Raw genomic sequence first — 25,347 nt, 5'->3', positions numbered from 1 at the left:
CTGAGGAAGATTTAACATGTTGATTTCTATGAAAGAGATGTTAAGACCCACCCGTCAACATCGCTTTGCGATTGGCGCCTTCAATGTCGCTGACAGCTGTTTTATCCGCGCGGTCGTGGAAGAAGCCGAAGCCACTCAAACCCCGGCCATTATCTCGATTCATCCCAGTGAACTGGAATTCGTCACCGATGCATTTTTTGGCTATGTGCGGGAGCGCACACTGAAAAGCAGCGTGCCGTTTACGCTGCACCTGGATCACGGTGCATCGGTGGCCCATGTGCTGCGCGCTATTCAGTGCGGTTTCACGTCGGTGATGATTGACGGTTCCCTGCTGCCTTACGAAGAAAACGTGGCGCTGACGAAAGAGGTGGTGAAGCTGGCCCATGCGGTGGGCGTGTCGGTTGAGGGCGAACTGGGGACGATTGGCGATACCGGGACGACCGTGGAAGGCGGCGTGAGCAAAGTGATCTACACCGACCCGGCTCAGGCCGAAGACTTTGTGCAGCGAACCGGCGTGGATACCTTAGCGGTCGCCATCGGCACCGCGCATGGTATCTATCCCAAAGATATGAAACCGGAATTGCAAATGCATATCCTGCGCGACATTTCACAGCGCGTTTCCATTCCACTGGTGCTGCATGGCGGCTCGGCGAATCCCGATGCCGAAGTGGCCGAGGCGGTGACGCTGGGCGTGGGTAAAATCAACATCTCCAGCGACATGAAATATGCCTATTTCCAGAAAGTGCGTGAAGTGTTAACCCGTGAAACCTGGTGGGATCCGAACGTAATTTATCCTGAAGCGATTGAGGCGGCAAAAGCGGTCATTCGCTACAAGATGAATTTGTTTGGTGGGCTGGGTAAAGCGTCGTTGTATTGAGCATCTTCGCTTTTTTGATTCAGATAACCGCACCGTGGCATTTCAAAGCCATCTGACAGAAAGTCGGAGCAGGCAATCCGCAGCGCTGAACAGAACGATAAAGCCAGGATTTGCCCGCAGGACGCGGGCAAAAGACGGAGCCGGTACAGGCTGTATCGTCTCCGTCGGTCCATCAGGCTGAAGCGCGACGTGAAGGCAACCGCGACAGCGGCGTGAGGACGCCCGCTCAGAAACCCTGTCGGATGGCGTGTGCACCGCTGCGAAAAAAACTGAGCGCACAAAACATGATTACTTCATCACGCCCATCCACTGCTGCGCAATCTTCGCATATTCTCCCGTGGCCGTGCTCAGGTGTAGCCACTGGTCGACATACTGTTTCCAGCTCATATCATCACGCGGAAGCATATAGGCCTTCTCGCCATACTGAAGCGGTTTATCCGGGTTGAGTGCGCACAGGGAAGGGAAGCGTTTTTGCTGATACAGCGCCTCTGAGGCATCGGTAATCATCACATCGGCTTTGTTATCCACTAACTGCTGGAAAATGGTGACGTTATCGTGAAACAGCGTTAACGCCGCCTGAGGAAGATAACTGTGCACAAAGGCTTCGTTCGTCCCGCCCGCGGGTTCGATTAACCGGACGCCGGGTTTATTTAACTGGTCAACCGTCTGATACTTCGTTTTATCCGCGCAGCGCACCAGCGGAATTTTGCCGTCCACGCCAAGCGGCTGAGCAAACCAGGCGGTTTGCTGGCGCTTCAGCGTAACCGATACGCCACCCAGTGCGATATCACACTGTTTCGCTAAAAAGTCCTGCATCAGGGTTTTCCAGGTGGTAGGTACCCATTGCACTTTCGCTCCCAGTGACGCCGCCAGCGACTCCGCCATGCTGATATCCAGCCCTTCATAATGGCCATCGGGTTTCAGAAAGCTGTAGGGCTTGTAGTCCCCGGTCGTACAGACTTTCAGGGTTTTGGTGTTGAGCACGCTGTCCAGACGTGACTGGGCCTGAGCACCGCCAGCCACCAGCAGTAAAGTCATTATGAGTGTTTTCTTCATCATTCTTTTTTTCGGAGGTGAGTTTGCGCCGTTATGGTGACATAACCTTACGGGTTATTGCGCTAATCGCAAAAGTGTTGTGATCATTCTCGCATTTTTCTCCCGCGCGTCGCGGCCTAAGCTACTCCCTATAAACGCATACGGGAGACACGCTTAATGAGCAACATTTTAATTATCGATGGTGGTAAAACTTTCGCCCATTCTAAAGGTGAACTGAATCATACCCTGACCGACGTGGCCGCCAGCCAGTTGCGCGATCTGGGTCATGAGGTGACCGTTACCGTCGCCGACAGTGACTATGTTGTGGCAGATGAGATCCAAAAATATCTCGACAGCGATGTCGTGATTTATCAGATGCCAGGCTGGTGGATGGGCGAACCCTGGACCGTGAAACGTTATATTGACGAAGTCTTTACGGAAGGCCACGGCAAGCTGTATGCCAGTGATGGTCGCACACGTTCAGACAGCGAGAAGAAATACGGTTCTGGCGGCCTGCTTCAGGGCAAAAAATATATGCTTTCCCTGACGTGGAACGCTCCGCTGGAAGCCTTTACCGATCCTGAGCAATTCTTCGAAGGCGTCGGCGTGGATGGCCTGTACCTGCATTTTCACAAGGCTAATCAGTTCCTTGGAATGGAAGCCTTACCGACGTTCATCTGTAACGACGTGATCAAGCAGCCTGATGTGCCGCGGGATATTGCTCGTTATCGGGCGCATCTCAGCGAAATTTTTGCTTAAATAGACTTTCCCCCCGAAAGAGGAAACGTGAATGTTAACCGTCGTTGCTGAAATTTGTGTGAAGCCAGGCTACCGTCAGAAAGTACTGGAGGCGTTTCATCAGGTGATTCCCACCGTGCTGGAAGAAGAAGGCTGCCATCAGTACAGCGCGCTGGTCGATCATCAGGCGCAGGTGCCGTGGAAACACAACTCACCCGATTCGATTTTCATGCTGGAGCAGTGGGAAACCCTGCGTCATCTCGACCAGCATCAGCAAATGCCGCATATGGAAGCCCATCGCGCTGCCATTAAAGAATACGTGACAGACGTAAAAATTCTGGTGCTGGAACCCGGCCAGTAATTTCTGCAACGCTGACACGAAAAAGCCCCGGTACAGGCCGGGGCTTTTTGCAGCGGGTAACCGACTCAGACTTCGATATCGGCCTTGTCGCCTTTTTCCTGTAACCAGTTGCGGCGATCTTCAGAACGCTTCTTCGCCAGCAGCATGTCCATCGTCCGCAGCGTCTGCTCAATATCGTCGTCACTGACGGTAAGCTGAACCAGACGGCGGGTATTCGGATCGAGCGTGGTTTCACGTAACTGAAGCGGGTTCATTTCACCCAGCCCTTTAAAGCGCTGAACGTTCGGTTTGCCCTTCTTACGCTTTAACTGCTCCAGTACGCCCTCTTTCTCGTCTTCATCCAGCGCGTAATACACTTCTTTGCCCAGATCGATACGATAAAGCGGCGGCATCGCTACATAAACGTGGCCGTTTTTCACCAGCGTGCGGAAGTGCTTCACGAACAGCGCGCAGAGCAGCGTGGCAATGTGCAGCCCATCTGAGTCGGCATCGGCGAGAATACAGATCTTACCGTAGCGCAGCTGCGTCAGATCTTCGCTGTCGGGATCGATACCGATCGCCACAGAGATATCGTGCACCTCTTGTGAGGCCAGCACTTCATCCGACGAGACTTCCCAGGTGTTCAGGATCTTGCCTTTAAGCGGCATGATCGCCTGGTATTCGCGGTCGCGTGCCTGCTTGGCTGAACCGCCCGCCGAATCCCCTTCCACCAGGAACAGTTCGGTTTTATTCAGATCCTGTGCTGTACAGTCTGCCAGTTTTCCGGGCAACGCCGGGCCGCTGGTCAGCTTTTTACGCACGACCTTCTTCGCCGCGCGCATCCGGCGCTGGGCGCTGGAAATCGCCAGCTCTGCCAGCTGTTCTGCCGCCTGCACGTTCTGGTTCAGCCACAGGCTGAAGGCATCTTTGACCACGGCTGACACGAAGGCGGCGCACTGGCGTGAAGATAAGCGCTCTTTGGTTTGACCGGCAAACTGCGGATCCTGCATTTTCACCGACAGCACATAGGCACAGCGATCCCAGATATCCTCGGCGGACAGCTTCACGCCACGCGGCAGGATATTGCGGTATTCGCAAAACTCACGCATGGCGTCCAGCAGGCCCTGGCGCAGACCATTAACGTGTGTCCCACCCTGCATGGTCGGGATCAGGTTCACATAGCTTTCGGTCAACAGCTCACCGCCTTCCGGCAGCCACAGTAACGCCCAGTCCACCGCTTCGATATCGCCTGCAAAGGCACCCACAAACGGTTTTTCCGGCAGCGTCGGCAGGCCGTTTACGGCTTCACACAGATAATCTGTCAGGCCATCTTCGTAACACCAGCGCTGCTCGGTATTGTTGAGCTTGTCTTTAAAGACGATTTCGACACCCGGACACAACACGGCTTTCGCTTTCAGCAGGTGAGATAAGCGGGAAACCGAGAAACGCGGGCTGTCAAAGAAGTGTTCGTCCGGCCAGAAATGGACGCTGGTGCCGGTGTTGCGTTTGGCAACCGTGCCGGTGACGGTCAGATCCTGCACCTTTTCACCATTTTCAAAGGCGATAGTGTAGATCTCGCCGTTACGGCGCACATTCACTTCAACGCGTTTGGACAGGGCATTAACCACCGAAATCCCGACGCCGTGCAGGCCACCGGAAAACTGGTAGTTTTTATTGGAAAATTTACCGCCCGCGTGCAGCCGGCACAAAATGAGTTCAACAGCCGGAACGCCTTCTTCCGGGTGGATGTCCACCGGCATGCCGCGCCCGTCGTCGATGACTTCCAGCGACTGATCGGCATGCAAAATCACCTCTACCCGTTTGGCATGGCCCGCCAGTGCCTCATCGACGCTGTTATCAATGACTTCCTGACCCAGGTGGTTAGGGCGCGTCGTATCGGTATACATTCCCGGGCGACGGCGAACCGGCTCAAGGCCAGTCAGGACCTCAATGTCACCCGCATTATAGCTTGATTGACTCATGGTAACTGTCTGATTAGATGAAGAAAATGGTTGCGATTTCCACGTTGCTCAAGCGTGATTCAGGCCCAGAAAGTCCAGAATTTGCGGGAAATGGCGCTCGAATCCAGTAAATGCATGATTTCCGCCCTCTTCAACCGTATGACGGCACGCGCTGTAATAGTCGAGTGCCTGGCGGTAGTCGAGCACTTCATCGCCCGTTTGTTGCAGCAACCACAATAAATCAGGCGCTTCCAGCGGATCAATCTGCATCACTTTCAGATCGTAAATGTGGCGAGACTCTAACACATATTGCTGACCGGTGTAGGGATTCTGATTTTCACCCAAAAAATCCACCAGCAACTCAAACGGCCGAACGGCGGGATTGACCACCACCGCCGGCAGCATAAAACATTGTGACAGCCAGGTGGCGTAGTAGCCGCCCAGCGAAGAACCGACGAGGCCCAGCTGTCGTCCGCTGTGGCTGAGCACAATATCTTCCAGCATAGCTGCCGCATCCGCAGGAAACGTGGGCAACTGCGGCACAATCATCTCGATATCGGGATGATGCTGGCTCAGCCACTGTTTAAACAACGTCGCTTTTGCTGAACGCGGTGAGCTGTTAAAGCCGTGCAGATAAAGCAGCGCCTTCATCCGTTAATATCCTTCAGCATCCAGATCGGGGCGAAAAGCCTGTGTGGTGAGTCGGTTGACTTCGGTCTCAAGCTGACCGTCATTGTGCAGCGTAAACCAGCGCCAGCCGGGCGCAACGGTATCGATGGTAAAGCTGGTACAGTGCGGTTTGAACTGCACGCAGGTCGACGGCGTTGCCAGCACACGGCGGCCCTGCCAGGGTACATCCATTTCCTGATGAATATGGCCGCAGACCAGCGTTTTTGCCAGCGGATAGTGCTGCAACACGGCGTCTAACTGATGCGGATTGCGCAGGCTGTGTTGATCAAGCCAGGTGCAGCCCGACGCTAAAGGATGATGGTGCAACAGCACCAGCGTATGGCGCTGCGGATAACGGGCAAGCGTGGTATTCAGCCACTCAAGCTGGTAGTCACTTAACATGCCATGGGGCACGCCGAAGACCTGGCTGTCCAGCAGAACAACCTGCCAGTGATCGCCTAACAGCACATGCTTATGCGCGTTAATGCCGGCCTCTGCCAGCGTATCGACCATCGCAGGTTGAAAATCATGATTCCCCGGCAGCCAGACGCAAGGTTTAGGCAGGCGCGAAATGCCCTCAACAAAATGCTGATAGGCTTCGACTGAGTGATCCTGAGAGAGATCGCCGGTGGCAACGATAAGATCATAATCACGCTGCTGCGCGATGATCGCATCCAGTACCGCGTCATAACTGGCCCAGGTATTCACCCCCAGCAGGGATTCGTGTTTTCCTGCGAACAAATGCATGTCCGTTACTTGCAGAATCCGAACCTCAGATTCTGTTGTCGCAGGAAGAGTTAGCAGGCTATCCAAAGCGTTTCCTTCGTCTCTACGCCATTCAGTGCATTATACGCATCAGCAAACCGGTACTGCCATCGCGCCGTGCGTCAGGCAATAACGTAACCAGTCAGCAAGAAACTGATTGATTTGATGCTTCTCATCACGCTGATTCATTTTTTTATTCGGATAATCATAACGTGCTTTGAACCGATAGATCTGCTGTGTCGAACACACTTCAGCCACCATCGCGTCATGATACAGCCTGACAGACATTGACGGCAGGCTCCAGTAACTTACGGCTGGGGCCGTCTGACGGATATCGACCAGGGTAGTATAACGCGTTGATTCCTCAACGGTTACCTGGTAGCGGGCGCCACTCACCTGATAGATCACCGATGCGCCTGCTGCGTCATCACGTGGTAGCAGACGACGTAACTGGGCGAAATTGGTTTCGCACAGCCTCATCATCTCGGGGAAATCAGGGACATAGCGCTGTTTCATTTTTGCGTCCACTCTTCTCGAAGTTTTTTATGGTGCAGTGCCAGCCATTGCAAGGCGATGACAGATGCCGCGTTATCAATAATCCCCTGTTCCACCCAGTGGTAAGCCTGTTCACGACTGACCACATGGACAAGAATATCCTCATTCTCTTCCTCCAGACCATGGCATCCTTTTGCCTGGCTGGCATCCACTTCTCCGACCATTACCGATAACCGTTCGCTGGTGCCGCCGGGGCTGGCCAGGTAGTTCAGCACCGGTTTGACCCGGCCAACCGTCAGATCCGCTTCTTCGACGGCCTCACGGCGTACCACCTGCTCCGGGGTTTCACCCGGTTCAATAATGCCTGCCACCATTTCCAGCAGCCAGGGCGTGGGACTGCAATCGAAAGCCGGGATGCGGATCTGTTCAATCAGCACCACTTCATCACGGACGGGATCATAAGGTAGCAGCACAGCGGCATGACCGCGCTCAAAAACTTCACGCGTCACTTCCCGGCTCATTTGGCCATTAAACAACCGATGACGAAAGCGATAACGCACAATGGAAAAAAACCCCTCGTACGCGGTTTCTCGTGCAATAATTTCTACATCATTTTTTGTGAAAGTCACAGGTGATGTTTTATTGTCCTTCATCATTAAGTTCCTTATGCAGATTGGGATAACACAGATAAAACACAAGCCCAGATGCCATCCAAAGGGTTATTACTGAGTTATTTACCTGAAACACACAAATATGGCACGTTCAGCCACCTTATCTCACAGTTGCCCTCTGCTAGAATCTGCGATAATTTTTGGCTTACAGGCGGCACAGTCACTGCGATTTGCTGCAACAAAAGGAATGCAAATGAAAAAACTGCTCCCATTTTTTATTGGGCTGAGCCTGGGCGGTTTCAGCTTCGCCAGCCAGGCGGAAAACCTGCTTCAGGTTTACCAGCAAGCGCGTTTAAGCAACCCTGATCTGCGTAGCTCTGCGGCGACGCGTGATGCGGCGTTCGAGAAAATTAACGAAGCGCGCAGTCCTTTATTACCCCAACTGGGTTTGGGTGCAGACTATACCTACGCAAACGGCTACCGTGATAGTAGCGGTATTCACTCCAATACAACCAGTGGCTCGCTGCAATTGACGCAAACCATTTTCGATATGTCAAAATGGCGTGCGCTGACGCTGCAGGAAAAAGCAGCCGGTATTCAGGATGTGACCTACCAGGTCGCCCAGCAGGATCTGATTCTGAACACCGCGACGGCCTACTTCAATGTGCTGAAAGCCATTGATACGCTTTCTTACGTCGAAGCGCAGAAGATGTCGATTTATCGCGAACTGGATCAAACGACCCAGCGCTTCAACGTGGGCCTGGTCGCCATCACCGACGTGCAGAACGCCCGCGCGCAGTACGACAGTGTCCTGGCGAATGAAGTGACCGCGCGTAATGACCTGGACAACGCAGTGGAGTCTCTGCGTCAGATTACCGGTATGGATTACCTGGCGCTGGCGTCGCTGGATATTGATCGCTTCAAAACCACTAAACCTGAAGCGGTTAACTCGCTGCTTAAGCAGGCTGAAAGCCGCAACCTGAACCTGCTTTCTGCCCGTCTGAACCAGGACTTAGCCCGTGAGCAAATCCGTTCAGCGGAGGCGGGCCATTTACCGACGCTGGATCTGACCGCCTCGACTGGCCTGTCCAACAGCAAATACGGCGGAAGCCGTGCTGAGCAAAATGCCAGCTCGACAGATTCCATCACCGGCAACAACAAAGTGGGCCTGAGCTTTACCCTGCCGCTTTACAGCGGTGGCAGCGTGACCTCGCAGGTGAAACAGGCGCAATACAACTTTGTCAGCGCCAGTGAGCAGCTGGAAGCCGCGCACCGTTCAGCCGTGCAGACCGTGCGCTCGTCTTACAACAACGTCAATGCGTCAGCAAGTAGCATTGCCGCTTACAAACAAGCCGTGGTATCCGCGCAAAGTTCATTAGACGCGATGGAAGCCGGTTACCAGGTGGGAACCCGTACCATCGTTGACGTGCTGAATGCGACATCAACGCTTTATAACGCTAAGCAGCAGTTGTCGGATGCGCGTTACAGCTATCTGATTAACCAGTTGAATATCAGCTATGCTCTGGGCACGCTGAACGAGCAGAGTTTGGGTGTGCTTAACAGTCAGTTAGGTAAAGAAATCTCAACCTCGCCGGAAACGGTTCAGCCACAAAATGTACAGCAGGTGCTGGGTGAAGATCACATCTCCACTTCCGAAACGGCACCAGCACCGGCCCCCGTACATAAGGCCGCACATAAGAGCAGCCGTAATCCGTTCAGTCACTAAGCCTGTTGCGGGCTGCTTTGCGGCCCGCCTCTCTGCAAAACGTATAACTACGTAAAGATCCCCGTCCTGCCTGGCCGTTAGCTTCATTTCTCACCACTCATCCCCTATTCTATGCACTACCTTTGGGCACAGGATATTTATAATGAAACGGACTAAAACGATCCGCTATGCCGCCTTTCGTAAGAGCTGGCAAGCAAGACACTTAACGCCTGTTGCTATCGCTGTTTCAGCGGTATTTATGCTGGCAGGTTGTGAGCAAAACGACGAAACCGTCACCCTTTATCAAAACGCGGACGACTGTTCAAAAGCCAATCCGGGACAAAGTGCGCAGTGCACCACCGCGTTTAACAACGCGAAAAAGGAAGCTGAACGCACCGCGCCAAAATATGCGACACGTGAAGACTGTGTCGCCGAATTTGGTGAAAACCAGTGCCAGCAGGCACCGGCACAGGCGGGCACAGGCAGTACGAATGCCGAAGCGCAGCAAAGTGGCAGCTTCTGGATGCCGTTAATGGCAGGCTACATGATGGGGCGCATGATGGGCGGTGGCGCGGGCTTTGCCCAGCAACCGTTGTTCTCACCGAAAACCCCCAACAGCCCGGCAAACGGTCAGTTTGTGGATGCCTCTGGCCGTAACTACGGTAATGCCACCCCAGGTAAAACCATGAACGTGCCCAAAACTGCCCTGGCGCAGAAACCGACCACCACCTCCACCATCACACGTGGTGGTTTTGGCGAAACGGTTGCGAAACAAAACGCGATGCAGCGCAGCAGTGCTTCCGGCACCTCCAGTCGTTCGCTGGGAGGCTAATACCGTTTATGCAACGTATCGCGATTTCTGAGCGTCCGGGCTGGCGGGAAAAAGCCACAGAGTTTGGTTTTCGTTTTCACACCATGCACGGTGAGCCCTACTGGTGCGAAGATGCTTACTATCAGTTTACCCTGGCGCAAATCGACTATCTGGAGGAGGTGACCGCCGAACTTCATCAGATGTGTCTGCAGGTGGTGGAAAAAGTGGTAAACAGTGAAGCCCTGCTTACCCGGTTCCGTATTCCAAAACACACCTGGGATTTTGTGCGTGACTCGTGGAATCAGCGTCAGCCTTCACTTTATTCCCGTCTCGATCTGGCGTGGGATGGCCGAGGCGATGCCAAACTGCTGGAAAACAACGCCGATACACCGACCTCGCTGTATGAAGCGGCGTTTTTCCAGTGGCTGTGGCTGGAAGACCAGCTGAATGCGGGCCAGTTGCCGCCTGGCAGCGACCAGTTTAACAGCCTGCAGGAAAAGCTTATCGATCGCTTCACGGTGCTGCATCAGCAGCACGGCTTTAACTGGCTGCACTTTGCCTGCTGCCGGGATACCGAGGAAGATCGCGGCACGGTGCAATACCTGCAGGACTGCGCCACGGAAGCCGGCTTACCCAGCGAATTTCTCTATATTGATGAGATAGGACTGGGTGAGAAAGGCCAGTTTACTGACCCGCACGATCAGGTGATCAGTAATCTGTTTAAGCTTTACCCGTGGGAATTTATGCTGCGCGAAATGTTTTCGACCAAGCTGGCGGATGCGGGCGTGCGGTGGCTTGAACCCGCCTGGAAAAGCATTCTGTCAAACAAAGCGTTATTGCCAATGCTGTGGCAGATGTTTCCCAATCATCCCAACCTGCTGCCTGCCTGGTTTGCTGAAGACGACGTGCCGCCTATGGACAAGTATGTGGTCAAACCGCTGTTCTCCCGCGAAGGCGCTAACATTCGTATCGTGGAAAACGGCAAAGAGATCGCCCGGGTGGATGGTCCATACGGCGAAGAAGGCATGATTGTGCAGCAGTTCCATCCGCTGCCAAAATTTGGTGACAGTTATACGCTGATTGGCAGTTGGCTCATCGACGATCAACCGGCCGGGATTGGCCTGCGGGAAGATCGGGAGTTGATCACGCAGGATCTGTCGCGTTTCTATCCGCACGCCTTTATTGAATAGCCTTTTAGCTCCAGGCCAGTTCGCTGGCCTGTCTTGCGCGTTAACCGACCTGTACCGACAACATACTGATTGCGCCCATCTCCATACCTTCCACCGGAACGGTCACAGGCTCATCTGCGTGACGGGAGCCCAGCACATACAGCAATGGCAGGAAATGTTCCGGCGTCGGGTTGGATAAGGCCGCATCCGGATGCTGCATAAAACTCACCAACGGATGTGCATCCGCCTCGGCCTGCACCGCCAGATTGTCCCGCACGAAGTTATTGAACCCCGTGGCCCAACTGTAAGCTTCGCCACCGCCCCAGAGAACTTTACGCAGGTTGTGCACCACGTTACCGCTGGCGACGATCATCACGCCGCGATCGCGCAGCGCAGACAGCTTTCTTCCCATCCCGAAATGCCAGGCGGCGGGCTTGCCGCTGTCGATACTGAGCTGGACGACCGGGATATCTGCGTCGGGATACATCTTAATCAGCACGCCCCACGAGCCATGATCCAATCCCCATGCGTGATCCAGATGAACCGGCACCGGGGATAACCGTTCCGCAATCTCTTCCGCCAGTGCGGGTGAGCCCGGCGCGGAATAACGGATATCAAAAAGCGCCTGAGGAAAGCCGCCAAAATCGTGAATAGTGCGTGGATTGTCCATCGCCGTCACAGCAGTTCCCTGTGTGTACCAGTGAGCCGAAACCGCCAGAATCGCACGTGGCCGTGGCAGGGTTTCACCGGCTTTACGCCAGGCAGCGGTATAGCGGTTTTCTTCTAAGGCATTCATTGGGCTGCCGTGTCCCAAAAACAGCGCCGGCATGCGAACCTGACTCATAGTGATCCTTGATGTGTTCATTCTGTGAACACCACGATACGCTTTTTACCGGCGTGATCACGCGGATAAGCATGATGTTCTCTGTCAGAAATTTTGAATAAAAATGGCAGGGACTGAGGAAGCACACAGACAGGACAAGGCGAGACGATCAGGCCAGAGAACTGGCCTGATTAAGACGAAAACTAGCTGGCCTGACGCGTTTCGTGTTCGCGACGGTAGGCTACCAAATCTTCGATGGTGACGACGGGCATGGCGTGTTGTTTCGCGAACGCGATCACTTCCGGCGCATGCGCCATGGAACCGTCGTCGTTGGTCAGTTCACACAGAACGCCTGCCGGCTTGAAGCCTGCCAGCGTCACCAGATCGATAGTGGCTTCGGTGTGGCCACCGCGCGTCAGAACGCCGCCATCATGGGCACGCAGCGGGAAGACGTGACCCGGACGGTTTAAATCTTCAGGTTTTGCGTCATCGGCAATCGCGGCACGGATAGTGGTGATACGATCCTGAGCAGATACGCCGGTGGTTACGCCTTTTGCCGCTTCAATCGTCACGGTGAAACCGGTGCCGTAGGCGCTGGTGTTGTTTTCCACCATCATCGGCAGCGCCAGTTGCTGGCGACGTTCTTCAGTCAGGCACAGACAAACGATACCGCTGCCGTGACGAATGGTTAACGCCATCTGCTCCACGGTCATGGTTTCCGCGGCGAAAATCATGTCACCTTCGTTTTCGCGATTCTCATCGTCGAGAACCATAACACCACGGCCTTCGCGTAAGGCTGCGATAGCACGTTCTACACGCTGTTTCGGCGTGCCAAATTCAGAAAGTAGAGTCTGATTCATGGTAATAAAACCTTATAAATGTGTTGGGTTACCAGAATCAGGGCAAGCTTAGGAGTGACGTCGTAAAGACGTAGCAATGACGCAAAACAGACATAATGCCTGACAGATGTCGTTACCCTCTCCCATCCGGACTTTAACCGTCGGCCCCGGAATTACACCGGATCTGCTGACCTTCACCATTACAGCGAAGCGCTCGCGGGCTTTCAGCCTGGGCTGATTTACCGCCGGTGGGGAATTTCGCCCCGCCCTGAGAATAAGCGTTTTAACTATAACGTTTCCCCGTCAGGGCAGCAATCCACAAAGCCATTATTGCTTTAGCTTTTTTTGCGCTATGGATTTCAGGTTTAACCTTTTCAATTCAGGCATTACACTTAAGTGACTCTAGCGTTGGTAAAATGCTGCCACAGCAACCCGTAACCAGGAAATCATCATGATCGACACGAAAAAAATTGAACAAATTGCCCGTCAGGTTCATGACGCGCTGCCGAAGGGAGTTCGTGAATTTGGCGATGATGTTGAAAAGAAAATACGGCAGACTCTGCAGGCCCAGCTGACCCGCATGGATCTGGTCAACCGTGAAGAGTTTGATGTACAGACTCAGGTTTTACTGCGTACGCGGGAAAAACTGGCGGCGCTGGAACAACGTCTGGCCCAGCTGGAAAGCAAAGGAACCGGGACCGCATCGTCTGCACCCGCGGTGCCCACCACGCCAGGCCCGGCACCGGCGATTGTCCCGGCGGCGAACCCTGCGGATAAATCCGGCGAGTGATGCTGGCTGGCGGGAGCGCAGGCTCCCGCCATCACGACTCAGTTGCCGCGAATGGTTTTAATGATATTGGTGGTTGAAATGCCATCTTCAAAGTTCAGCACCCGCACGTCACCGCCATTCGCCCAGACTTCCTTACTGCCTGCAATGTCTTCTGGCTTGTAATCCCCGCCTTTCACCAGTAAATCCGGTAATATGCTGGCGATCAAACGCTGCGGCGTATCTTCTTCAAACAGCACTACCCAGTCTACGGCTTCCAGTGCACCCAGCACGATCATCCGGTTTTCCTGCGGATTCACCGGACGGCTGTCGCCTTTAAGACGTTTCGTCGACGCATCGCTGTTTACCGCCACAATCAGGCGATCGCCCAGTTTACGGGCGTTTGCGAGGTAGGAAACATGACCGGCATGCAGGATGTCGAAGACGCCATTGGTCATGACCACTTTTTCGCCGCGCTGACGGGCCATAGCGACGGCCTCTTTCAGTTCCGCTTCGGTCATGATGCCAAAACCGCGCTCCGGACGGGCATGAATGGCGTTTTCGAGCTCCACGATGCTGACGGTTGAGGTTCCCAGTTTACCCACCACCACACCGGCTGCCGCGTTGGCCAGGAAACAGGCTTCTTCCAGCGAATCCCCCGCCGCCAGAGCAGCAGCAAGCACACCAATCACCGTATCCCCGGCGCCGGTAACGTCAAACACTTCCTGTGCCTGCGTGGGCAAGTGCAGCGGCGCTTTCCCCGGCTGTAGCAGCGACATGCCATTCTCAGAACGCGTGACCAGCAGCGCGGAAAGGTCGCAATCGGCAATCAGTTTCATGCCGCGTTCAACAATTTCCTGCTCCGTCCTGCATTTACCGACAACAGCTTCAAATTCCGACAGGTTGGGCGTCAGCAGCGTCGCGCCGCGATAGCGGGCAAAATCGGTGCCTTTCGGATCGATCAGGACGGGCACACTGGCTTCACGCGCCAGAGTGATCATCTGCTGAACGCTGTCGAGCGCCCCTTTGCCGTAATCCGACAGCACCACCGCGCCACTGCTGGCCAGCGACTGGCGCATTTTTTCGTGCATCGGTGCGGCATCAACCTGCTCAAAACCTTCTTCAAAATCCAGGCGGATAAGCTGCTGGTTGCGGGACAGCACACGCAGTTTGGTGATCGTCGGATGGCTTTTTAACGTGACAAAATCGCAGTCAACACGAACGTCCTTCAGCGTTTTACTCAGGACCTGAGCCGCATCGTCCTCACCGGTCAGCCCGATCAACCGAGAACCGGCACCCAGCGCAGCAATATTCATCGCCACGTTAGCGGCGCCGCCAGGGCGTTCTTCAACGGTCTCCACTTTCACCACCGGCACCGGGGCTTCAGGGGAAATACGGCTGGTAGGGCCATACCAGTAACGATCCAACATGACATCGCCAACGACCAGTACCGAAGCCTGGCCGAACGCGGGCAGAGTAACTTTCATTCCAGACACTCCAGACTGCATTCAAAATAGTGCGCGGATGATAGCACAGTTGCTATCAGCATCACGCCGTGAGAGATTCTGCTGACTGCAACCACCGCTGCCAGCTGGCGTTGACCGACGCTCTTTCCTGCGCAAAGGCATCCGGTTCGACGTGTCCCGGCAGCGCCTGCAGCGCCAGATGGTGCAAGGCATCGCGCAGCGTGACATAGGCATGGGTTAACGCCGCCGCTTCGTCGTCTGCCATTTTTTGATGGTTTGCCATCAGTTCAAAGATCCGCACATTGTCCGACCAGCGCGTTAAGGCAGGCTCTGCTGCGGCATAGCGCAGTACCAGATATTGGGCAATAAACTCGATATCGGTAATGCCGCCTTCGTCGGTTTTGATCTCCCAGCGCCCTTTATGCTTATTGCTCAGATGCGCGCGCATTTTATCACGCATCTCCCTGACCTCGGTTTGCAACGCCGCCGGTTCACGGGGCAGGCAGAGAATCGCCCGGCGAATGGCGTTGAAACGTTCGCTCAGGGCGGGCTCACCGAAGACAACCCGGGCACGCACCAGCGCCTGATGTTCCCATGTCCAGGCTTCGTTACGTTGATAGTCATCAAAAGCGTCGAACGTGCTGACCAGCATGCCCGCCGCACCGGAAGGACGCAGGCGCGCATCCACTTCGTACAAAATCCCGGATGAGGTGCGGGTGCTAAACAAGTGCATGATGCGCTGGGCCAGCCGCAGATAAAACTGTCGGCCGTCAATGCTGCGTTCGCCCTGGGTCACCGCGTCCAGCGGGCAGTCGTGCAGAAAAACCAGATCAAGATCGGAGCTGTAACCCAGCTCCCATCCACCCAGCTTGCCATAGCCCAGCACGGTAAAGCCCCGCTCGTGCTCCTGCACCAGATGCGAAGGCCGACCGTAACGTTGCACCATCATATTCCAGGCCTGTTGCACCACCGATTCAATGATGGCTTCGGCCAGCCAGGTTAAGTGATCGCTCACTTTCATCACTGGCAATGTCCCTGCAATGTCGGCTGCCGCGATGCGTAACATCTGCGCCTGTTTAAACTGGCGTAACGCTTCAAGCTGTTGCTCTTCATCATCGGCGGGAATGCGCATCAGGTACTGGCGCAGTTCATCACGATAGGCATCCGTCGCGGTGGGCTGATACAGCGTGGCGGGATCGAGAAGCTCATCCAGCAGCAGCGGATAATGCGCCAGCTGGCTTGCCACCATCGGCGAGGCTGCACACAGACGGATCAGGTGCCGCAGGGCTCCGTGATATTCCGTCAGCAGCTCCAGATAGGTACTGCGCGTCAGCACGCTGAGCAGCAGCGGTGCCAGCCGGCTAAAGGTGACGGCCGCATCGCTGCGCAGACAGACTTCGCTCAGCAGGCGCGGCATCAGCTGATCCAGTGCCTGACGACCGCGCGGACCAATGGAACGGCGGCTGATATCCTGACGAAACGCTTCCAGTGACTGATTGAGCGCCTGACAGTGTTCCGCGTCCAGTTGAGGAACCAGCGGGGCCAGCTCGCTGTCTTCCAGACTGTCCTGCCAGAGCATATTAAAATCGGCCAGCTCCGGTTGATCGCCAACATCCGGCGAATCTTCACCAATCAGCTCGTCAAAGATTGCCCGCACGGCGGCCATGTGCGTATCCAGTTTTGCGCTAAGTTCTGACCAGTCCTGACACTGCATCGCCCAGGCCAGTCGGGCGCGGTGCAGGGCATCTTCCGGCAGCGTTTGCGTTTGTTCATCGGCCAGGCTTTGCAGCAGGTTTTCCAGCCGCCGCAAAAACAGGTAGGCCTCGCGCAGTGCAGCAACCTGCTCCGGTGGCAGTAAGCCCAGGGATTCAATGGCGGAAAGCGTGGGCAGCAAGGCTCTGAGCTGAAGCGAGCGCTCACGTCCACCGCGAATCAGTTGAAAGACCTGGACGATAAACTCCGTTTCGCGGATGCCGCCCGCCCCCAGCTTAATGTTATTTTTCAGGCCACGGCGGCGCACTTCACGTGAGATCATCGCCTTCATGTTACGTAACGACTGAATCACGCTGAAATCAATATAGCGGCGATAGACAAACGGCCGCAGCATCTGCTGCAACTCCTGGCTCCAGCGATCCTGATCATCGCCCATCAGTCGGGCTTTCACCATGGCATAGCGTTCCCAGTCGCGCCCCTGCTCCTGGTAATAATCTTCCAGCGCGGCAAAGCTCATCACCAGCGGCCCACTGTCGCCAAAGGGCCGTAAACGCATATCCACCCGGTAAACAAACCCGTCCGCGGTGGGCTGATCGAGCACCTTGATCAGGCGCTGCCCCATACGGGTAAAAAATTGCGCATTGTCGAGTTCACGCCGACCGCCACGGGTACTGCCGTTCTCGGGCCAGACAAAAATTAAATCGATATCAGAGGAGAAATTCAGCTCGCCGCCGCCCAGTTTTCCCATGCCCAGGATCAGCAGCGGCTGAGGCTCACCCGCGGCATTACACGGCGTGCCAAACTCACGACAGCAGTCCTGATAAACCCAGTCACGCGCCGCACTGATCAGGACCTCCGCCAGTACACTCAGCTGTTGCAACGTCTGTTCTGTGCTGGCGTGATGCAGGCACTGCATCCAGGCAATGCGCACCAGCATCCGACGCCGAAACAGGCGCAGCACGCGCATCAGACTGGCTTCGCTGTCTGCCGCCGCCATGTCACCACTCAGCCACTGCGCGTAGTGCCGCCACTCTTCAGGCTGAGGCGAGCGGTCAGCGATCGCCTGCCACCAGTCCGGGTTCTGCTGCAGGTTGTCGAGCACGAAATCGCTGAAGGCCAGACCGGCAAGCTGCTCTTCCGTAAGAGCAGAACCGGTAAGACCTGACTGTTCGACCGCCCGCTCGGCCTGAGTACGCAATACGGTAGGTAAGGCTGGCAACATGTTCTCTCCCTGATAGCGTGCTGTTAGATTCAGCGCGGCGAGCCGCTGGTTAACCAGAACGGCGGTTGTTTCATTGCCTGCGCGGTTAAGCCGTCTAAGCTGACGTGCTGCTTTTCGTGTATGGCGCGCTGTAGCTGCTGCCACGGGGCCAGCCAGCGCTCTACCGCGTCCGGCGAGTAAGCGCCCGCCAGCAAATGAACGGCCAGTAATTGTCGATCGAGACGCGTGGCTTTGTCCTGATATTCATTCGCCTGATGAATGGTGGCAAAGGTTTCTTTCAGATCGGCATTAATGCGGCCCAGCATGATATCGCCGAAGCGCTTGAAGGAACCTTGCAGCTTGGCTTGCCCCTTCTGATCAATCCACGGCGTCCATTGTGCCTCAGCCAGCCAGTGAGTAAGTGCTAACTGGGTTTCTACGGAGCGAGTAGAGAAGCAGAAGCTGTCTGCATCCACGTCTTCATTCAGCAGCGTTTCTTCCAGCGTCGTCAGCTTCTGACGCAGATCGCTACTGGCCTTACGCGGCACTAACGCACCAAAGAGCGCAAAGGCCTGGCGCAGCACGTCCAGCGCTTCACGTACTGATTCCCGTGCGCGCTTACTGCCCCGTAACCACACTTCTTCATGATATTGCCAGTGCTCCAGGCCAGCGGCCATTGCCGCCACCATGCCAGCTTCCACCGTCGCCTTCGGTCCGGCTTTCAAAAGCGGAAAAGCACGTAATTCACGTGGAAGGTTACCTTTCGCCAGCTGATAGCCGCGTGCCGCTTTGCTCAGGCTGCCCATACGCAGGTCGCCCACGGCAATCAGCTGCTGCGCAAACGCCAGCATATCGCTGCGCTCACCGCTTTTTAACTCCAGTTCGACTTCTGACAGCGCTTCCTGATGCTCACCGGCCGCGACCTCGCCTTTATCGAACGCGATTTCCACTTCGCTCTTACCTGCCGTCACCAGCCAGATTTCACGGTCAAAATGCGTGCTGAACAGCGGGTTCAGGCGCTGCTGTAAGGCCGCGATATCCGTTCCCTCTGGCCAGATGTCGGCGGGCAGACGGCTGATATCCAGCGTAGGTTCCGTCAGGTCAACGTTGTATTCGCCGCGCTGATGTAAACCGCCCAGCGTACTGCCGGCCGTTTTCAGCGTCATTTCGTAACGCTGGTCCACGCCGCGAATACGTAAGCCCATGTTCCACCGACGTAACTGGTTATCGTCGGTTTCAAAATAGATATTGGTCAGCTGGCGCGCTGCCTGATGCTGATGCGGAAAAGCCGCCAGCTTCTCTGCCAGTTTCCCGGCAGCGTTGGGTTTTGCAATGAACTTAAGCTCAATCTCGATGGTCATATTTTTTTATTCACTACGTCGCTGGCACTTGAGGATATATTCCCTGCCCGTTTAAGGTTATCTTCTGCTGCATCCACTGAGCCGAAAATGCGGGTTTTCAGGCGAAGAGTAATGCACAGAAGCCTTGCTGTCTCTGGTTTCTTTCTGCTTTCGCTCGCCTTTTCGCACTGTTATGAGACCAGGATAGTTCTCATTCAGATTTATGCGAAGCCTCTACAGACTGTGCCGGTAAATTATCTTTATTTTTAAACAAAACGAAATCGAATGAAAAAAATCACACTTGCTGGAATCACTTTGCTGGCCCTCAGCGCCCTTACACCTGCTCATGCCGATCAAAAACGCTATGTTTCTGACGAATTATCCACCTGGGTTCGCAGCGGCCCCGGCGACCAGTTTCGCCTGCTCGGTAAGCTGAACGCGGGTGAACAGGTCGAACTGCTACAAACCAATGACGCCACCAAATATGGCCAGGTGCGCGATGCGGAAGGCCGCACCGTCTGGATTCCCCTGTCGCAGTTGAGTGAAAATCCCAGCCTGCGCACCCGGGTGCCTCAGTTAGAACAACAGGTTAAAGATCTGACAGCTAAGTTAGCGAACATTGACAACAGCTGGAACCAGCGCACGGCCGAGATGCAGAATAAAGTGGCCAGCAGCGACAGCGTCATCAATGGGCTGAAAGAGCAAAATCAGAAGCTGAAGAACGAACTGATCGTGGCCCAGAAGAAGGTCAATGCCGCTAACGTTCAGCTGGATGACAAACAGCGCACGATCATCATGCAGTGGTTTATGTACGGTGGCGGCGTGCTCGGCGTGGGCCTGCTGCTGGGTCTGTTGCTGCCGCATATGGTGCCGCGTCGCAAGAAAAACGATCGCTGGATGAACTAACCTTTTCCACCGCTCGCTGCAAAAGGGGATCGCAAGATGCCCCTTTTGGCCTGTCTGCAATATGTCGAATTTGTGTAACAATAAGGGTTGTGCCCGTCTGAATTCAGGTGCAGGACGCCCGCAGACGCGCAGGTCGCTTATTTATCTCTGGAGTGGTGCGTGAAGACGTTTCTTGTTGGCGGTGCGGTACGTGATGCGTTGTTGAAATTGCCGGTTAAAGACAAAGACTGGGTGGTCGTGGGCGCAACGCCAGAAAGCATGCTGGAACAGGGCTATCATCAGGTGGGCCGCGATTTTCCGGTGTTTCTGCATCCTGACAGCCGCGAAGAATATGCACTGGCGCGCACCGAACGCAAAAACGGCAAAGGCTATACCGGTTTTACCACCTGGTCGGCCCCGGACGTCACCCTGGAGCAGGATTTACAACGCCGCGATCTGACGATCAACGCCATCGCCCGCGATGAAAACGGCACGCTCTATGATCCCTACCAGGGGCAACAGGATATTGCTGACCGACTGCTGCGCCACGTTTCAGAAGCCTTTAGTGAAGATCCGCTGCGCGTGCTGCGCGTGGCGCGGTTTGCTGCGCGCTTTGCCCACCTTAACTTTCGCATTGCCGATGAAACCCAGGCGCTGATGCGGCAAATGGTCGAGAGCGGCGAGCTGGCCGATCTTACCGCTGAGCGCGTGTGGAAAGAGACCGAAAAAGCGCTGTCCTCGCATAATCCTCAGGTCTATTTTCAGGTGCTGCGTGACTGCGGTGCCCTGAAGGTGCTGTTCCCGGAAATCGATAACCTTTATGGCATCCCCGCCCCCGCCAGATGGCATCCTGAAATTGACACGGGCGTGCATACGCTGATGGCATTGACGCTGTCCGCCGCCTTAAGTGAGGCCATTGATGTACGTTTTGCCACGCTGTTTCACGATGTAGGCAAAGCGTTAACGCCCGTTGAAAAGTGGCCCAGCCATCGCGGTCATGGCCCCGCCGGCGTGCCGCTGGTTGCCGCACTCTGTGAGCGTTTGCGCGTGCCGAATGCCATTCGCGATTTAGCCCTGCTGGTAACCGAATTCCACGACACGATGCACACCATTGAGCAGTTGCCTTCTGAGGCGATTGTGGCGTTATTTGACCGTCTCGACGCCTGGCGTAAACCTGAACGCGTGCATCAACTGGCGCTGTGTAGCGAAGCCGATGCCCGTGGGCGCGGTGGGCTCGCCAGCATGCCGTATCCACAGGGCGACTATCTGCGGCGCGCATTTGCGCGGGCGCAGGCCGTGTCATCGAAAGCGGTGGTTGAGGCGGGCTTTAAAGGGAGTGCGGTGCGGGAAGAGCTGACGCGGCGCCGCATCGACGCCGTTGCCGAAGGCAGAGGTTAACGCGGCCAGTGACCTGGCCGCGTTGGGTTTACGTGAACAGCATGTAAACCGCAGCCGCTACGATAAAGCGGTAGACCGCAAACGATACGAAAGAGATGCGTTTGATCAGCTCCAGGAACACTTTGATCGCAATCATCGCGACGACAAAGGCAGTGATAAAACCCACTGCAAACATCGGGAAGTCGGCCATGCTCAGGAAGCCCAGGCTCTTATACAGATCCAGCCCGGTCGCCCCCATCATCATCGGTACGGCGAGGATAAAGGAGAACTCGGACGCCGCATAGCGACTCACGCCCATCAGCATTCCGCCTGAAATCGTGGCACCTGAACGCGAAAAGCCCGGCCACAGCGCCAGACACTGGAAGCAGCCGATCATAAACGCCTGACGATAGGTAATGTCATCCACGCCAACGGATTTTGGCTGTTTTGGCTTCAGGAATTCCGCCGCTAACAGCAGCAAACCGCCGACCACCAGCGCATACATAACATTTATCGGATTAAACAGCGTTTTAATTTGATCGTGTAAGACCAGCCCTATCACGACAGCAGGAATCATGCCCAGCAGGATATGAATCAGCGTTAAGCGACCGGTTCCTGTCCCTTCGTGTTTGACTTCGCCAAAGTGGATGCCGATCAGGCCAAACAAACGCCGCCAAAACATCACGACTACCGCCAGAATGGAGCCTAGCTGAATCACGACTTCAAAGGTTTCGGCTTTGTCACCCTCAAAGCCAAGCAAATGCCCCACTATAATCATGTGCCCGGTGGAAGAGACCGGTAAAAACTCGGTCAGCCCTTCTACCACGCCCAGGATTGCAGCTACCCACAGCTGATGAATATCTGCCATCAATGTATTTCCTCTGTCCGTTTTAAAACCATGAAAAAGGCGCTAGCAGTCGCGCTATCGCCTTGAATCTTATCTGTCCAGCCTGAATATAACATTAAGCTCGCTTGCCATTGAGTTTGTTATAACGAAACGGCACCTGCTGAGACAGACCATAATTTGGTTTGGTTTCATTGTGATGGCAATCACATCATCATTATTTAGGAATAGTCCCGCGCTCAATTCGCACGCCAACCTGCGCGGCCTGCGCTACAGCGCCCGGTTTTGCTACCTTTATACGCACACCGGGCGAATTGAAACGGTTCATCAACAGATCCGCAATTTCTTCGGCAACGCGTTCGACCAGTGCAAAACGTCCGCCCGTCAGATGTGTCAGAATCGCCTCAGAGACGTCAGCGTAGCTCAGACAATCCTTAACATCGTCACTGGCGGCCGCCTGGCGGTTATCCCACGCCATTTCGATATCGATCACCAGCTTCTGCTGAATCCCCTGCTCCCAGTCGTAAACGCCAATTGTAGTGAAGACGGTGAGTTGTTCTATAAAGACGATATCCATGACGGTGCTCTCTGTTTTTGGCCAGGCCGGATACCACTTCCGGCAGATTGTGCGTATTATCCATAGTTGACGTGATCAAAACGACCCCAAAGGAAACGGGACGGTGTTATGAGTGCTTTCGCGCTTGGTATGATTATTTTCGCGTATCTGTGTGGGTCCATCTCCAGTGCGATTCTGGTATGCAAACTCGCCGGGCTACCCGATCCCCGCACCCACGGTTCAGGCAACCCGGGTGCCACCAATGTGCTGCGCCTTGGCGGCAAAGCGGCGGCAGCAACGGTGCTGGTATTCGATATTCTGAAAGGTATGGTGCCTGTCTGGCTGGCGTACCTGCTTCATGTGCCCCCGCTCTACCTGGGCTTAACCGCCATTGCCGCCTGTCTGGGCCATATTTATCCGGTGTTTTTCCGCTTCAGAGGCGGGAAAGGCGTGGCGACCGCGTTTGGTGCTATCGCGCCTATCGGCTGGGATCTGACCGGGCTGATGACCGGCACCTGGCTCTTGACCGTGCTGCTCAGCGGTTACTCATCGCTTGGGGCGATTGTCAGCGCCCTGATTGCGCCGTTCTATGTCTGGTGGTTTAAACCGCAGTTTACGTTCCCGGTTTCCATGCTCTCCTGCCTGATTTTGCTGCGACATCATGACAACATCCAACGTCTGTGGCGTCGTCAGGAAAGTAAAATCTGGAAGCGCAAAAAGAAACAGTAAGCGTAAAAAAAGCCGGTTAACCGGCTTTTTTCTGTCAGATGGCAGGCAGTTCGGCCAGCGGCCAGCGCGGCCTGACGCTTACGCCCAGCTCTCCCCGCGTACCGCCTTTCAGACGCACCATGCCCGCGTAGGCAATCATGGCACCGTTATCGGTGCAAAATTCAGGACGGGCATAAAACACCTCACCACCGCGCTTTTGCATCATGACCGCCATTTGCTCGCGCAGCGTACGGTTGGCACTCACGCCGCCCGCAATCACCAGCCGCTTAAAGCCGGTTTCATCCAGGGCGCGTTTGCATTTGATGGCCAGCGTATCCACCACCGCATCTTCAAACGCACGGGCGATGTCGGCACGGGTTTGCGCGTCATCGTCATGGCCACGAATGGTATTCGCCGCAAAGGTCTTCAGGCCCGAGAAACTGAAATCCAGCCCCGGACGATCGGTCATCGGACGCGGGAACGTGAAGCGTCCAGCCGTGCCCTGCTGCGCCATTTTCGACAGCATGGGACCGCCGGGATAATCCAGTCCCAGCAATTTGGCGGTTTTATCGAAGGCTTCGCCTGCGGCATCGTCAATTGACTCGCCCAGCAGTACATATTCACCAATGCCGGTAACGCTGATCAGCTGCGTGTGGCCGCCAGAAACCAGCAAGGCCACAAACGGGAAGGCGGGTGGATTGTCTTCCAGCATCGGCGCCAGCAGATGGCCTTCCATATGATGCACGGGTACCGCAGGCACCTTCCACGCAAAGGCCAGCGCGCGCCCAATCGTCGCGCCCACCAGCAACGCGCCGACCAGGCCCGGACCCGCCGTATAGGCCACCGCATCAATTTGCTGCGGCGCTAAATCCGCCTGTTTCAGCGCCGCCTGAATCAGGGGCACCGTTTTACGTACGTGATCGCGCGAAGCCAGTTCCGGTACCACGCCGCCGTAATCGGCATGCAGTTTTACCTGGCTGTAGAGCTGGTTCGCGACTAAGCCAGCCTCGTCATCATAGATTGCGATGCCGGTTTCATCGCACGATGTTTCAATACCCAGAATTCGCATTGCTTCACCTCATTCTTGCGGCGCGCAGTTTAGCATAGCCACTGTGCAAAAAGAGGACTCAATCCACGCAAAAAGTCATTTTCTGCTGCCTAAAGAGTGCGCTATACTCCCGCCCCTGGAAAAAACCGGCAGCCGCACAGGCATACGCTCCTGTTGGTTCTTAATTATCCATGGTGCTTTACAAGCCGACGCGAGTTGGAGTAAAATGCTGCACCATTTTGAAATGTGCTGGCGCCGCAGTCAGCAGAAAAACCGAATTTTATTGAGGTGAGAGTTACATGCCGGTAATTAAAGTACGTGAAAACGAGCCGTTCGACGTAGCACTGCGTCGCTTTAAGCGTTCTTGCGAGAAAGCAGGCGTTCTGGCTGAAGTTCGTCGTCGTGAGTTTTATGAAAAACCAACGACCGAGCGTAAGCGCGCTAAAGCATCTGCAGTTAAGCGTCATGCCAAAAAACTGGCTCGCGAAAACGCACGCCGCACTCGTCTGTACTAATATCCCGGAGGTTCGCCTCCACAGCGTGATAAACGCAGACCGAGTCAAGTAAAAGGCCGTGCTTTCCGAAAGGAAGCGCGGCTTGTTGTC

At 55.2% G+C, this 25,347-nt stretch carries 25 protein-coding genes and 1 riboswitch; of the genes, 11 read left to right on the top strand and 14 right to left on the bottom strand.

The window, feature by feature from the left end; all coding sequences use genetic code 11:
- The first annotated feature begins 16 nt into the window (after positions 1–16).
- Entirely contained in the window at positions 17–877 is an 861-nt protein-coding gene (locus tag RAC60_RS19765) for a ketose-bisphosphate aldolase (protein WP_006118185.1), read from the top strand.
- A 288-nt stretch (positions 878–1,165) separates the two neighbouring features.
- Here the strand turns inward: RAC60_RS19765 and RAC60_RS19760 are convergent, their stop codons facing one another.
- Positions 1,166–1,915: a transporter substrate-binding domain-containing protein gene (locus RAC60_RS19760; protein ID WP_006118186.1), complete on the bottom strand. Its 750-nt coding sequence runs from the start codon at positions 1,913–1,915 to the stop codon at positions 1,166–1,168.
- A gap of 174 nt (positions 1,916–2,089) precedes the next feature.
- Between RAC60_RS19760 and RAC60_RS19755 the strand changes: the two genes are divergently transcribed.
- Positions 2,090–2,671: an NAD(P)H-dependent oxidoreductase gene (locus tag RAC60_RS19755; RefSeq protein WP_033739814.1), complete on the top strand. Its 582-nt coding sequence runs from the start codon at positions 2,090–2,092 to the stop codon at positions 2,669–2,671.
- 31 nt (positions 2,672–2,702) lie between these two features.
- Positions 2,703–3,011 (top strand): putative quinol monooxygenase, encoded by a 309-nt coding sequence (locus tag RAC60_RS19750; RefSeq protein WP_033739815.1) that lies wholly within the window; start codon positions 2,703–2,705, stop codon positions 3,009–3,011.
- A 65-nt stretch (positions 3,012–3,076) separates the two neighbouring features.
- Here the strand turns inward: RAC60_RS19750 and parE are convergent, their stop codons facing one another.
- The 5 genes from parE to nudF are packed head-to-tail and all read right to left on the bottom strand — an operon-like array spanning position 3,077 to position 7,533.
- A complete protein-coding gene (gene parE / locus RAC60_RS19745; protein ID WP_006118187.1) occupies positions 3,077–4,972 on the bottom strand; it encodes a DNA topoisomerase IV subunit B in 1,896 nt (631 codons plus the stop codon).
- Between the two features lie 48 nt (positions 4,973–5,020).
- On the bottom strand, positions 5,021–5,602 hold the full coding sequence (yqiA, locus tag RAC60_RS19740) for an esterase YqiA (protein ID WP_039342135.1): 582 nt from the start codon (positions 5,600–5,602) through the stop codon (positions 5,021–5,023).
- A 3-nt stretch (positions 5,603–5,605) separates the two neighbouring features.
- A complete protein-coding gene (gene cpdA, locus RAC60_RS19735) occupies positions 5,606–6,433 on the bottom strand; it encodes a 3',5'-cyclic-AMP phosphodiesterase (RefSeq protein ID WP_375094198.1) in 828 nt (275 codons plus the stop codon).
- Between the two features lie 42 nt (positions 6,434–6,475).
- The gene (locus tag RAC60_RS19730; RefSeq protein WP_375094197.1) at positions 6,476–6,901 is read right to left on the bottom strand and encodes a DUF1249 family protein; all 426 of its coding nucleotides are present in this window, start codon (positions 6,899–6,901) and stop codon (positions 6,476–6,478) included.
- Positions 6,898–7,533, bottom strand: coding sequence for an ADP-ribose diphosphatase (nudF, locus tag RAC60_RS19725; RefSeq protein WP_033739821.1), 636 nt, complete (start codon positions 7,531–7,533; stop codon positions 6,898–6,900). Before nudF ends, RAC60_RS19730 begins: the two co-directional genes overlap by 4 nt.
- Positions 7,534–7,744: 211 nt before the next feature.
- Here nudF and tolC point away from each other — a divergent pair, with 211 nt between their 5' ends.
- The 3 genes from tolC to RAC60_RS19710 all read left to right on the top strand — a co-directional run bounded on the left by tolC (position 7,745) and on the right by RAC60_RS19710 (position 11,197).
- Positions 7,745–9,217 carry an outer membrane channel protein TolC gene (tolC, locus tag RAC60_RS19720; RefSeq protein WP_006118193.1) on the top strand — a complete coding sequence of 491 codons (1,473 nt, stop codon included), beginning with the start codon at positions 7,745–7,747 and terminating at the stop codon, positions 9,215–9,217.
- Between the two features lie 142 nt (positions 9,218–9,359).
- The gene (locus RAC60_RS19715; RefSeq protein ID WP_058702275.1) at positions 9,360–10,028 is read left to right on the top strand and encodes a DUF1190 family protein; all 669 of its coding nucleotides are present in this window, start codon (positions 9,360–9,362) and stop codon (positions 10,026–10,028) included.
- A gap of 8 nt (positions 10,029–10,036) precedes the next feature.
- Positions 10,037–11,197, top strand: coding sequence for a glutathionylspermidine synthase family protein (locus RAC60_RS19710; protein WP_006118195.1), 1,161 nt, complete (start codon positions 10,037–10,039; stop codon positions 11,195–11,197).
- Positions 11,198–11,237: 40 nt separating this feature from the next.
- Here RAC60_RS19710 and ygiD read toward each other — a convergent pair whose 3' ends face one another.
- Both ygiD and ribB read right to left on the bottom strand, forming a co-directional pair.
- Positions 11,238–12,020 (bottom strand): 4,5-DOPA dioxygenase extradiol, encoded by a 783-nt coding sequence (gene ygiD, locus RAC60_RS19705; protein WP_058702276.1) that lies wholly within the window; start codon positions 12,018–12,020, stop codon positions 11,238–11,240.
- A 182-nt stretch (positions 12,021–12,202) separates the two neighbouring features.
- Positions 12,203–12,859 (bottom strand): 3,4-dihydroxy-2-butanone-4-phosphate synthase, encoded by a 657-nt coding sequence (ribB, locus tag RAC60_RS19700; RefSeq protein ID WP_006118197.1) that lies wholly within the window; start codon positions 12,857–12,859, stop codon positions 12,203–12,205.
- Between the two features lie 110 nt (positions 12,860–12,969).
- A riboswitch (FMN riboswitch) is annotated at positions 12,970–13,118 on the bottom strand.
- Positions 13,119–13,289: 171 nt separating this feature from the next.
- Between ribB and RAC60_RS19695 the strand changes: the two genes are divergently transcribed.
- Positions 13,290–13,628 (top strand): accessory factor UbiK family protein, encoded by a 339-nt coding sequence (locus RAC60_RS19695; RefSeq protein WP_006118198.1) that lies wholly within the window; start codon positions 13,290–13,292, stop codon positions 13,626–13,628.
- 38 nt (positions 13,629–13,666) lie between these two features.
- On the opposite strand, the gene hldE is transcribed toward RAC60_RS19695, so the two are convergent.
- The 3 genes from hldE to RAC60_RS19680 all read right to left on the bottom strand — a co-directional run bounded on the left by hldE (position 13,667) and on the right by RAC60_RS19680 (position 19,345).
- The gene (hldE, locus tag RAC60_RS19690) at positions 13,667–15,091 is read right to left on the bottom strand and encodes a bifunctional D-glycero-beta-D-manno-heptose-7-phosphate kinase/D-glycero-beta-D-manno-heptose 1-phosphate adenylyltransferase HldE (protein ID WP_033739825.1); all 1,425 of its coding nucleotides are present in this window, start codon (positions 15,089–15,091) and stop codon (positions 13,667–13,669) included.
- 61 nt (positions 15,092–15,152) lie between these two features.
- A complete protein-coding gene (glnE, locus tag RAC60_RS19685; protein ID WP_033739826.1) occupies positions 15,153–18,005 on the bottom strand; it encodes a bifunctional [glutamate--ammonia ligase]-adenylyl-L-tyrosine phosphorylase/[glutamate--ammonia-ligase] adenylyltransferase in 2,853 nt (950 codons plus the stop codon).
- 29 nt (positions 18,006–18,034) lie between these two features.
- A complete protein-coding gene (locus RAC60_RS19680) occupies positions 18,035–19,345 on the bottom strand; it encodes an inorganic triphosphatase (RefSeq protein WP_375094196.1) in 1,311 nt (436 codons plus the stop codon).
- A 264-nt stretch (positions 19,346–19,609) separates the two neighbouring features.
- Between RAC60_RS19680 and RAC60_RS19675 the strand changes: the two genes are divergently transcribed.
- The gene (locus RAC60_RS19675; RefSeq protein ID WP_006118202.1) at positions 19,610–20,230 is read left to right on the top strand and encodes a TIGR04211 family SH3 domain-containing protein; all 621 of its coding nucleotides are present in this window, start codon (positions 19,610–19,612) and stop codon (positions 20,228–20,230) included.
- 159 nt (positions 20,231–20,389) lie between these two features.
- A complete protein-coding gene (locus RAC60_RS19670; RefSeq protein WP_006118203.1) occupies positions 20,390–21,607 on the top strand; it encodes a multifunctional CCA addition/repair protein in 1,218 nt (405 codons plus the stop codon).
- A 28-nt stretch (positions 21,608–21,635) separates the two neighbouring features.
- On the opposite strand, the gene bacA is transcribed toward RAC60_RS19670, so the two are convergent.
- Both bacA and folB read right to left on the bottom strand, forming a co-directional pair.
- The gene (bacA, locus tag RAC60_RS19665; RefSeq protein ID WP_054633121.1) at positions 21,636–22,454 is read right to left on the bottom strand and encodes an undecaprenyl-diphosphate phosphatase; all 819 of its coding nucleotides are present in this window, start codon (positions 22,452–22,454) and stop codon (positions 21,636–21,638) included.
- 193 nt (positions 22,455–22,647) lie between these two features.
- Positions 22,648–23,007 (bottom strand): bifunctional dihydroneopterin aldolase/7,8-dihydroneopterin epimerase, encoded by a 360-nt coding sequence (gene folB / locus RAC60_RS19660; protein WP_006118205.1) that lies wholly within the window; start codon positions 23,005–23,007, stop codon positions 22,648–22,650.
- Positions 23,008–23,115: 108 nt separating this feature from the next.
- On the opposite strand from folB, the gene plsY reads away from it, so the two are divergent.
- Positions 23,116–23,715 carry a glycerol-3-phosphate 1-O-acyltransferase PlsY gene (gene plsY / locus RAC60_RS19655; protein WP_006118206.1) on the top strand — a complete coding sequence of 200 codons (600 nt, stop codon included), beginning with the start codon at positions 23,116–23,118 and terminating at the stop codon, positions 23,713–23,715.
- A 34-nt stretch (positions 23,716–23,749) separates the two neighbouring features.
- Here the strand turns inward: plsY and tsaD are convergent, their stop codons facing one another.
- The gene (gene tsaD / locus RAC60_RS19650) at positions 23,750–24,763 is read right to left on the bottom strand and encodes a tRNA (adenosine(37)-N6)-threonylcarbamoyltransferase complex transferase subunit TsaD (RefSeq protein WP_006118207.1); all 1,014 of its coding nucleotides are present in this window, start codon (positions 24,761–24,763) and stop codon (positions 23,750–23,752) included.
- 278 nt (positions 24,764–25,041) lie between these two features.
- On the opposite strand from tsaD, the gene rpsU reads away from it, so the two are divergent.
- Entirely contained in the window at positions 25,042–25,257 is a 216-nt protein-coding gene (rpsU, locus tag RAC60_RS19645) for a 30S ribosomal protein S21 (protein WP_001144069.1), read from the top strand.
- The last annotated feature ends 90 nt before the right edge of the window (positions 25,258–25,347 follow it).

The organism is Pantoea sp. BR_17 (assembly GCF_041955125.1).
GTDB lineage: Bacteria > Pseudomonadota > Gammaproteobacteria > Enterobacterales > Enterobacteriaceae > Pantoea > Pantoea stewartii.
Note: the sequence above shows the minus strand (reverse complement) of the source record. Positions and strands in the feature narration are given on the sequence as shown.